We start from the raw sequence: 9,795 nt of genomic DNA, 5'->3' as shown, positions 1-9,795 counted from the left end.
CGTGCCCTCCCGCGGCGAGGATCCTTTCCGGGACGGGCCCGGTTTCCGCGGAGGCCCCTCCTTCCGCAGCGAGAGCCCGTACCGGGTCGACGAATCCGTCTCGTTGGAGTCGCCTCCGCTGGTGCCCTTCCGCACGGAAGACCCGTTCCGTCCCAAACCGCCTCCGGTGGATAAGGAATCGGCTGTCGACCTGCCTCGGGTGGACGGCCGCCCCCTGCCGGCTGATCCGTTGCACCTGGCGGATCCCGCCGATCCGCCCGCATGGCAGGAGCCCGTCGAGAAGATCTCACCCCCGGGCGGGGAGGAGTCCTTCCCCGAAGGACCCGTCGATCCCGCCAACCCGGCGGCCGCTTATCCGGCGGTCACGGTGCAGGTCTTGGAGGCTCGCGCCGACGAACTGGAACGACGCAGGCTCGGCACCCGCCACGGATGGCCGTGGTGGCGCAAGCTGTGGCACCGTTTCTCACTGCTCCTCAGCGCGGACGACACCCCGATGCGGCTGGCGGCCAGCATCGAGGAGACCCAGGTGGAGTTGCAGACCGGGCTCCGCGTCGGCGTCATCGGCGCCGAGGGCGGCGTCGGGGTCACGACGGTGTCCACCCTGATCGCGCACTGTTTCGTCCGAGCCCGTGAGGACAGCGTCTCCGTGGTCGCCTCGGCCGACGATCGAGGAGCCCTGGCCACCACGCTGGGATCGGAGACCCACTGCTTCGCTTCGCACGCCCTGGAGTCGGCTGTCTCACCGCAGGATCTGGTGGAGAACCTGGCCTACACCCCGGACGGCGCGGTGACCGCGGTGACCGCGATCGACGTCGAGGACGATCAGCTGCGCAAGCTGGTCAACCGGCTCACCTACTGCCATACGTTGACCGTGCTCGACATGGGACGGGATACCCGGCACCACTTGCTCGACCAGTGCCACGTCATGGTCTTGGTGGCCAGTCCGTCCGTCCCGGGCATGCTTGCGGCGAAACAGGCTCTACGCGAGTTGGATTCCTTGGGGGTCCCAGCTGAACGCGTCGTGGTCCTCGTCGTGGACACCGGCCGGGACACCGGCATCACCCCGGCTCGGGCGATCAGCGCCATCACCGGCGGTCACCGCGACGGCCGGGTGATGCCCTGCGACCGCCACCTGGGTGGGGCGACGAGGATCGACCTCGCGCATCTCGCCGAACCGACCTCGGTCGCCTCGGCAGAGCTCGTCGCGCTCTTGACGAGCATCGCCGTCGGCTCCCACTGATCGGCGGACGCCTGGCGTCCGTCTGCGACCAGGACGTGAGCTGGCGCGGTGCAGGCCCGAGCTGTGCCCGGACCTGCACCGCGTGTCTTTCAGGAGCGGGTCGGCGCGGGCGCGGCGGCGGGGTGTCGTCGGCAGAAGATCGTGACGGCGATGGCTGAACAGGCCGGTAGTGCGGCCAGGAAGAGCCAGGGGACGGGCGCGCCCGGGTTGGGGGTGCGGGCGAGGTCGAGCAGCCTTCCGGCTGCGGTGCTGCCGATGAGGACCGCCAGTCCGCCCAGGGAGGAGAGGAACCCGAGGTAGCTGCCGAGGCAGCGGTGCCGGGCGAGTTCGGCGACGGTGTCCCGGGCCGCGGGCAGCACGAGCATCTGTCCGAGGTGCAGGAGGACCACGAGGGTGACGACCGGCAGATAGGCGGCTGGTCCGCTCGTCGGGTACGGGGCGGCGACGGCGACGACGAGGAAGCAGGCCGAGAGCAGCAGGTATCCGCGGCGCAGGGCGGCCGGTGTGCCCCAGCGCAGGGCTCGCCGGGTGACCGGGAGCTGCAGGGTGATGGTGAGGACGGCGGCGAGTGCGAACAGCCAGGTGATGGCGGTGGCGGGGGCGCCGATGCGGGCGAGTTCGACGGGTACGGCGAGGTAGAGCTGGTTGTAGGTGAGGAGGTAGGTGGAGTGGATGGCGGCGAAGGTGAGGAAGGTGCGGTTGTGGAGGACGGTGGCCAGGGAGTCGAGGATCGTCGTGGGTTCGCCGATGCGGGCGTCGCGGGGGAGCCAGTGGAGTTGGGCGGCGAGGATGAGGGCGAAGATCCCGGCGGCGACCAGGCAGGTGGCGCGGAAGGGGATGACGAGGAGTACTCCGCCGAGCACGGGTCCGATCACTGATCCGAGTTTGGAGCACATGCTTTCGAGTCCGACGATTTCTTGGAGGGTCGGTCCGCCGTCGTGTTCGACGTCGCGCCCCCAGGCCACGATGGCTGATTCGGTGGCGGGTGAGAAGAGTGCTGCGGCCAGGCCGATGAGGGTGACGCCGATGATGACGCCGGGGAGTTCGCGGGTCAGTCCGAGGGTGAGGAAGGCGGTGATGCGGATGAGGCATCCCACGACGATGCTGAGGCGGATGCCGAAGCGGTCGGCGATGGCGCCGCCGAAGAAGAACATCCCTTGTTGGGAGAAGGTGCGTAGTCCGAGGATCACCCCGATCATCCATCCGGCGAGGTGGAGTTCGTCGCCGAGGTAGCTGGCGAGGAAGGGGACCACGAGGTAGAAGCCGATGTTGAAGGCGAGTTGGGTGATCAGGAGGAGGCGGAGCAGTCCGGGTAGGGCCAGGAAGGTGTGCAGGTCGCTCCGGCGCGTCGAGGGGGTGGTGGTCATGGTGTCGAGGTCTGTCCGTGGGTGGGGTGGGCGCCGGTGACGTGGGTGACGGGGTGGGTCATCGGTGCGGTGTTCTCCTCGGAAAGCGATCGTTGTTGAGCACTATTCTCAACTTAGTCGTAGGTGGACATATCACCGGGTAGCGCGGTCCTCCCCCCGGTCCTCCCCCCGGTCCTCCCCCCGGTCCACGCCATCTCGATGCGCAAGAACGCCGGGACGCGACACCGCACGCCTCCGAGGACATCCGACCTTTCCGGGCTACCGTGACGGGCGAGATCGGCCCGGCACGCCAGGGTGCCCGGGCGTCCTGCCGCGATGTCGCGGCCCCGCGAAGGAGACCGGGATGACCATGTCCTACCGCATCCGTATCGCCGAGGACGTCCGGACGGCCGTCGCCGCAGGACGTCCTGTCCTGGCGTTGGAATCCACCATTCTCACGCACGGACTCCCTCGCCCGCTCAATCTGCGGGTCGCTCAGGACGCCGAACGCCTGACCCGTTCCTTCGGGGTCCTGCCCGCCACCGTGGGTGTCGTCGACGGGCGGCCCACGGTCGGTCTGTCCGCGGAGGAGCTCGACGTCCTCGCCGTCGACGAGCAGGCCGCGAAGGTCTCCGTACGGGACCTGTGCACCACTGCGGTGGCGCGGACCAACGGAGGTACCACCATTGCCGCCAGTATCCATCTGGCTCATCGCGCGGGCGTCGCGGTCTTCGCCACGGGTGGTCTGGGCGGGGTCCATCGGGGCGCGTCGGCGTCCTTCGACGAGTCGACCGATCTGCACGCCTTGTCCCAGGTGCCGGTCGTGGTGGTCTGTTCCGGGGTGAAGTCGGTACTCGACGTCCGGGCGACCTTGGAACGGTTGGAGACCTTCGCGGTGCCCGTCCTGGGGTATCGCACGGACCGGTGCCCGGGGTTCTACGTCCCCGATGCGGGTTTTCCACTGCGGCAACGGGCTGATTCGCCCGAGGAGGTCGCTGATGTCCTGCGCGCCCAGCACGCCTTCGGGGTGTCCTCGGCCGTGGTGGTGGCCAATCCGATTCCGGCGGAGGCCGCGCTGGAGCCGGGGGAGCTGGACCGGGTGCTCTCCCAGGCGTGGACGGCCGCTGAGCGGTCGGAGGTGGACGGCCAGGAGGCGACGCCCTTCCTGCTGGACCAGCTGTCCCGGTCCACGGCGGGTCGTAGTGTCCAGGCGAATGTGGCCCTGTACCTGAGCAATGTGCGTTTGGGTGCGCTGGTGGCGGCGGCCCTGTCGCAGGCTCCGGCGTCCGTTCGGGGGTGATCGGCGGTGCTCGGGGTGCTGGGTGATCTGGTGTACGACGTGGTCGTCCACCGGGAGGAGGCGACCCGGTACGGCTCGGACACGGCGGCGACGGTGGTGTTGCGGCGTGGTGGGAGTGCCGCGAATGTGGCGGCTTTCGCGGCGTCTGGTCATCCGACGCGTTTTTTCGGGTGTGTGGGGGACGATCCGGCAGGCCGGTGGGTGGTCGAGGATCTGCGCGCGTGCGGGGTCGATGTGCGGGTCCGTCGTCGCGGCCGGACGGGGATGATCGTGGTGATGGTCGACGAGTCCGGTGAGCGGTCGATGTTTCCCGACCGGGGTGCGTCGACGGATCTGGATCGGCTGGGGGACGAGGAGTTGTCCGGGGTGGAACTCCTGCATTGTCCGGCGTACGGGTTGGCGGGTGGACGTACGGCGGGGACGGCGGTGGACGCGGCGGCCCGGGTGCGCGCTTCGGGCGGTCTGATCAGCGTGGACACGTCGTCGGTCGGGGTGATCGAGTCGTTGACCCCGGAGGTTTTCGCTGACGTGTTGTGTCGGATCTCCCCGGATGTGGTCTCGGCGAATGCCGAGGAGAGCGTCCTGGCGGGGTTGTTGTCCGTCGACGGTCTGCCCGGCCCGACATTGGCTCGGATGCCGGACACCGTGGTGGTGGCGCGGGATGGCGCCGGGCCGACCTCGCTGGTGCGGGTGGGGGCGGATCCGGTGCGGGTCGCGGTGCCGCCGGTGTCCGGGGTGTGCGACACCACCGGTGCCGGGGACGCCTTCAACGCCGGTTTCCTGGTGGCCTGGTTGGGTGACCGTGGGGATCTGGTGGGGGCGGTCCGTGCCGGGCACCGTTCGGCCTCTCGGGTGCTCCGCCGGATGGGAGCGGTTCTGGAGGACGACCTTCCGGGCCGGTCGGGGTCGCCGTCCGGTCCGGAAGGTCTGCGTTCTCAGCGTCCGATGTCGAGGCGGTAGTCCTCGTCGCTCACCAGGGGGACGATCTTCTTGAACAGGTGGTTGAACAGCAGGGCCAATCCCAGGGGTACGGCCAGGAAGGCGACCAGGCCCTTCAGGACGGCAGGCGCCGCCCAGCCGTGTGCGCTCATGAAGGCGACCGGGCCGACTCCGCCGGAGAACCCGAAGCCTGCGCTGAAGGGGGTGCCGTCGATGCCCAGGGTGACGCCGACGAGCCCGCACAGGGCTGCGCTGCAGATGGTCGGGAGGGCGATCTTGGGGTTGGACAGGAATTTCGCCATGGAGATCTTCGGTGAGCCCAGGACGTGGGCGATGCACAGGCCGGGTCCGTTGACCCGCCATCCGAGGACGGCGAAGCCGAAGCCGGCTGCGCAGACGCCGAGGTTGGCCGCTCCGGCGCCGATGCCGGAGATGGAGATGGCCAGGGCGATCCCGACGGTGGTCACCGGGGAGAGGATGAGCACGGAGAAGACCACGGCGATCAGGACGGCCATCACCACGGGTTGCAGGCTCAGCAGGTGTTCGACGCCGCGTCCGATGGTCGCGGTGACGGTCATGTTGTAGGGCAGCATCAGCCGTCCGGCGACGCCTGCGACGGCGACGACGGTGACCGGGACGACGAGGATGGCGTAGGTGCGGGTGCGTTCGCCGATGGCCAGCACGATGGCGGCGCCCAGTGCTGCGGTCATGCCCATGGTGATGACGTCGCCGGTGCCTTTGAGCACCATGGCGCCATTGGTGACGACGACGGCTCCGGAGGCGAATTGGGTGGCGATCGCGATGGATCCGGATTCGATGGGGGTGAACTTGAAGTTCAGTCCGACGAAGAATCCGATGACGACGGCCATCAGGGATGCGGAGACCGTGGTGGCGTCGAGGAGGACCTTCAGCCAGGGCGCGGCAGGGAGCAGCACCTTGAGGAGTTCGCCGAGGAAGGCTCCTGGGATCAGGGAGACGATCACGCCCAGGGCGAGTCCGTTCAGGATGTTCATCATGAAGGAGGGCCGGGGCGCGGTCTCGGCGGTGGCCGGGGTCGGGGCCGGGGTGGTGGCCTTCGGGTCGGGGGTCGTCTCCTCCTTCCCGGGTGGCCCCTCTTTGAGGGTGGCGGCTGCGGGTGTCTGGGACATGTGGGTTCCTGACGTGACTGGTCGGACGGTCGTACGAGTTCCGTCATGATCTGCGGTAGGGCGTCTCGGTGTCGGGACCGTCCATCTGGTGGGTACCCGCACGGGGGTCAGGGACGTATGTCCTTGTCGGACAGGAACTTCCGGAAATACTCCCCAGCCCTCACCTGTTCATATATTGAGATATTTCGGTCCACTTTTCCCGACGGGAAGCCGGCCCGGCGACCGGACGGCCTCTCGCGCACCCCGATGTCCGCACCCGCCCCGCAGAAGATCCACCGACCTGCGGCACACGCGAGAATGTCCACGACCACCGCTTCCCCGAGAGGAACCCAGATGTCTCGTTGGACCACCGCCGACATTCCCGACCAGAGCGGCCGCAGATTCGTCGTCACCGGCGCGAACTCCGGGATCGGATTCGAAGCCGCGCGCGCCTTGGCCGGGAAGGGCGCCGAGGTCGTCATGGCGTGCCGGGATACGGCCAGAGGTGAGGCTGCCCGGGTCGGCATGGGCGGTTCGACGCAGGTGCGTCGGCTCGATCTGGCCGATCTGGATTCGGTGGTGGAATTCGCGGCGGGTCTCGATCGGGTCGATGTGTTGATCCTGAATGCGGGGGTGATGGACATTCCGTTGTCGCGGACCGCGGCGGGGCATGAGATGCAGTTCGCGACGAATGTGCTCGGGCATTTCCTGTTGTCGCAATTGGTGCGGCCGGTGTTGACGGATCGGGTGGTGTGGTTGGGGTCGATCGCGCACCGGTTCGGTTCGGTCGAGGTGTCGGATCTGGACTGGACGGTGCGCCCGTACGACAGTGCGAAGTCGTATGCGCAGTCGAAGTTGGCGTGCATCGTGTTGGCCTTGGAGCAGCAGCGTCGGTTCATCCGTGAGGGTTCCGTACTGCGTTCGATGGCGGCCCATCCCGGAATGTCTTCCACGAATCTCTTTGGTAGAAGCGGGAATTCATTCAGAGATCAGGCGTCGCGCTTCTTCGCGACCACCCCGGCCGCCCAGCCCGCCTGGATGGGCGCGCTCCCCGAGCTCTACGCTGCAACCGTGCCCGATCTGCCCGGCGGCTTCTACATCGGCCCCGACGGCATCGGTGAGACGCGTGGTTACCCCCGGCCGGTATCGGCACGCGCCTCGGCCTACGACCCCGAGTTGGGAAGTCGGCTGTGGGAGGCGTGCGAACGAATGACCGGCCGCTGACCCTCGGCGCATTCGACGACACGGTTTGCACACACCTTGCCGTCGGGTAGGAGAAGAACGGCGTGCTCGGCCTAGAGTTTTGCGAAGCAGCACACATCAGGAGCCTCCATGTCTGAATCCGTTCTTCCCACGCAGGTCGCCCAAGCGTGGCGGGACATGGAATTACTTTCTCCCCGGCGAATTCCCGATTCGGAAACAGTCGACGACCAGGTCGTCGTCACCCGATATGTCCCCGGAGACCCTCTGCCCTGGGAACCCGACGGCGTGTGCGCCCTCCCCCCGGAGGGCGACGGCCTGACCTGGCTGCACCGGGTCTACCTGGGCACCTTCGAACTACGCCACCTGCAGTCCACCGTGACCGAGACCCTGGGCGCAGCACCCTGGGCAGCCCCGGTGCCGGGCCGTGGCGCTACCGCCGGCCTGACCGTGACCGGCGACGGACGACCGGTGGCGACCTCGGCCTTCCTCTCCTCCGGAGCCTGGGCCTGGGCCCGCTGTCTCGCCGGGCAATGGGCCGACACCCAGATCGACGCCTTCCACCGGCAGGCGGACCTCTTCCACATCCGGGCCGCGGAGCTCCTCCACGGGACCCCACCGGACGTCCTCACCGTCGAGACCCTGGGCGACCTGCTCGACCTGGCGTGGAAAGCCGCCGGGATCGACGAGGACTCCCCGGCAGCGGAACTGCTCTCCACCGACTCCTCGACCGTCCAGGTGGTCAGTGTCCCCGTCCGGGCCGGCGCGGACCGGGACGGCGTCGACGACCTGGTCAACAGCCCCTACCTGACCGATCTGACCCGTATGGCCGAAGCGGTGGCCGGTGGCCGGACCGGACGGGGCCTGCTGTCCTATCTCGGCGCAGCAGCCGGCGCTCCCGAGACGCTGCCCTCCTCGTCCACCCCGGACGCGCCGACGAGTATGGCGACCACCTCCTTGCCCCGGGGCCGTTGGCCGTCGTCGCCGCAGACCTACCCGAGCCTGAGCGAACAGTTCGCGGTGAACCTCACCTTGGGCGACCTGGCCGGCCGCACCGGACTGAACTCCGTAGGGGTGTCCCCCGAATCACATGAGGCGCCCCCGATCCGGGACGTCCTCGCCGGACTCGTCGTCGAACGTGCCCGTCGGATCGCCGCCTTGCCCGGCCCGCAGGACGCCTTCGTCCGCAGCCACTCGTGGAAAGGGCACTACCATCGCACCGCCTGGCAGCCCCATCCGAGCCTCACCGGTTTCGAGATGGTGTTGGCCTCACCCGACGCGCACGCCCTCGACGAGGACACCGACGGGCTGGCGGACGCCACCCAGTTGGCGCACCCGTGGGAGGAAGCCGACCATCTGGGGGATATCGCCACCCAGGTACGCCACGCCCAGCGGGGCGACGACCAGGGCCACGCCTGGGGGCTGGTGGCCGCCCGGCTGGGATCCAGGGAGAACCGGATCGCCTTCGCCGAGTCCTTCTGGACCGATCGACGCGAATACGCCGACCTCCCGCCCACTTTCCGTTCCTTCCTGGAAAGGGCCGCGCTCTCCCCACAAGGATCCTGGCAGGAGGCGTGCGACCACTTCCTGGCTGCGGACGCCAAAGTCGGCGAACTCCTGGAGGAATGCGGCGCCGCCGAGGAAAGACTGACCGCGTCCCGGGTCGCGAACCACGAACTGCGAGTCGCCCAGGAACGGGTCGACGCCCTCACCCAGGAAGAAGAACCGGCCCTGGCCAGGCTGTACGCCGCCCGTGAGGCCGCGGAGAAAGCCGACCGGGACGCCGCCGACGCGCGTAAACGCAAACGAGCCCACGACCAGACCAAACCGGGCGCCTTCGAGCAGATGCTCACGATGGGCCGCAGGATGAAGGACTGGTCGGAAACCGCCGACGAACTCATCCAGACCGTGGTCACCGTGGAGAAGCGCGGCGCAGCCGCCCGGGAGGAGGTCGCCCGGATCAGCGTCGAACTGTCGGCCCAGGCCGAAGAACGTGCCCAGGCGCAGGAAGACCTGAAGTCCGCCCGCCTGCATGCGGACGAACTGGCCGCCACGGTCCAGGCCGACCGGGAGCGCTGGCGCGAAACCTACCCGGACGACGCGTGGTTCGCCGACCCGGGGCCGGGGAAGACCACGGTCCCCTGGCTGGACGCGACCTTGAACCAGGCCCGCTCACAACTGTTCCTGGCCGCACTGGCCCTGCACCGCACACTGTTCGCCCATTCGGCCCGCCGGATGATCTCGACGATGCGAGCAGCCCTGGACATCCTGTCCGGAGCCGCCCCGCAGGACGTCCCCCCGCAGGCGGCCCTCGCGGCCTGGCAGTCCTTCTTCCTCGTGGTGCCCTTGGTGTCGACCTCGTTCTCGTCCTTGGGGTCGATGTTCTCCCACCTCGGCGAGGAATCCCTGGGCTGGTTGTTCATCGACGAGGCCGGACGGGCCTGCCCACAGGCCGCCGCCGGTGGGATCTGGCGCGCGCAGCGCATCCTGGTGGTGGGCGATCCGGTCGCCCCGGAAAGCACGGACGGTTGGGCCGAGACGGTGGCCCGGGCGATGGCCGACCGGTACGGTCTGGTCTCCGAGCCCTTCTGCGACGGATCGTCGGTGCTCCACCTGGCGGAGTCCGTCGATCGCTGAGTCCTC

Annotated in this window: 6 protein-coding genes and 1 pseudogene; 5 read left to right on the top strand and 2 right to left on the bottom strand. The window is 68.9% G+C overall.

Going from position 1 to position 9,795, the window contains the following annotated elements; all coding sequences use genetic code 11:
* A pseudogene (locus AUCHE_RS17025) lies at positions 1-1,240 on the top strand (hypothetical protein); the annotation flags it as partial.
* An 89-nt stretch (positions 1,241-1,329) separates the two neighbouring features.
* On the opposite strand, the gene AUCHE_RS13495 reads toward AUCHE_RS17025, so the two are convergent.
* Complete coding sequence (locus AUCHE_RS13495) at positions 1,330-2,607, bottom strand: MFS transporter (protein WP_006503885.1); 1,278 nt, start codon at positions 2,605-2,607, stop codon at positions 1,330-1,332.
* Between the two features lie 343 nt (positions 2,608-2,950).
* Between AUCHE_RS13495 and AUCHE_RS13490 the strand changes: the two genes are divergently transcribed.
* Positions 2,951-3,886 carry a pseudouridine-5'-phosphate glycosidase gene (locus AUCHE_RS13490; RefSeq protein ID WP_006503884.1) on the top strand — a complete coding sequence of 312 codons (936 nt, stop codon included), beginning with the start codon at positions 2,951-2,953 and terminating at the stop codon, positions 3,884-3,886.
* A gap of 6 nt (positions 3,887-3,892) precedes the next feature.
* A complete protein-coding gene (locus AUCHE_RS13485) occupies positions 3,893-4,846 on the top strand; it encodes a carbohydrate kinase family protein (RefSeq protein WP_006503883.1) in 954 nt (317 codons plus the stop codon).
* Here AUCHE_RS13485 and AUCHE_RS13480 read toward each other — a convergent pair.
* Positions 4,822-5,973, bottom strand: coding sequence for a PTS transporter subunit IIC (locus tag AUCHE_RS13480; RefSeq protein WP_006503882.1), 1,152 nt, complete (start codon positions 5,971-5,973; stop codon positions 4,822-4,824). The genes AUCHE_RS13485 and AUCHE_RS13480 overlap by 25 nt on opposite strands.
* Before the next feature lie 333 nt (positions 5,974-6,306).
* Between AUCHE_RS13480 and AUCHE_RS13470 the strand changes: the two genes are divergently transcribed.
* Both AUCHE_RS13470 and AUCHE_RS13465 read left to right on the top strand, forming a co-directional pair.
* Positions 6,307-7,176 carry an oxidoreductase gene (locus AUCHE_RS13470; RefSeq protein WP_006503881.1) on the top strand — a complete coding sequence of 290 codons (870 nt, stop codon included), beginning with the start codon at positions 6,307-6,309 and terminating at the stop codon, positions 7,174-7,176.
* Between the two features lie 108 nt (positions 7,177-7,284).
* Complete coding sequence (locus tag AUCHE_RS13465; protein WP_006503880.1) at positions 7,285-9,789, top strand: hypothetical protein; 2,505 nt, start codon at positions 7,285-7,287, stop codon at positions 9,787-9,789.
* Positions 9,790-9,795 lie beyond the last annotated feature (6 nt).

This window comes from Austwickia chelonae NBRC 105200 (genome assembly GCF_000298175.1).
GTDB lineage: Bacteria > Actinomycetota > Actinomycetes > Actinomycetales > Dermatophilaceae > Austwickia > Austwickia chelonae.
This window is presented reverse-complemented; position numbering and strand designations above follow the sequence as displayed.

What these genes read in the sequence shown, in the direction of transcription:
- AUCHE_RS13480 (WP_006503882.1), bottom strand. Translation starts at nt 5,973, where the DNA reads ATGTCCCAGACACCCGCAGCCGCCACCCTCAAAGAGGGGCCACCCGGG.
- AUCHE_RS13470 (WP_006503881.1), top strand. Translation starts at nt 6,307, where the DNA reads ATGTCTCGTTGGACCACCGCCGACATTCCCGACCAGAGCGGCCGCAGA.
- AUCHE_RS13495 (WP_006503885.1), bottom strand. Translation starts at nt 2,607, where the DNA reads ATGACCACCACCCCCTCGACGCGCCGGAGCGACCTGCACACCTTCCTG.
- AUCHE_RS13465 (WP_006503880.1), top strand. Translation starts at nt 7,285, where the DNA reads ATGTCTGAATCCGTTCTTCCCACGCAGGTCGCCCAAGCGTGGCGGGAC.
- AUCHE_RS13490 (WP_006503884.1), top strand. Translation starts at nt 2,951, where the DNA reads ATGACCATGTCCTACCGCATCCGTATCGCCGAGGACGTCCGGACGGCC.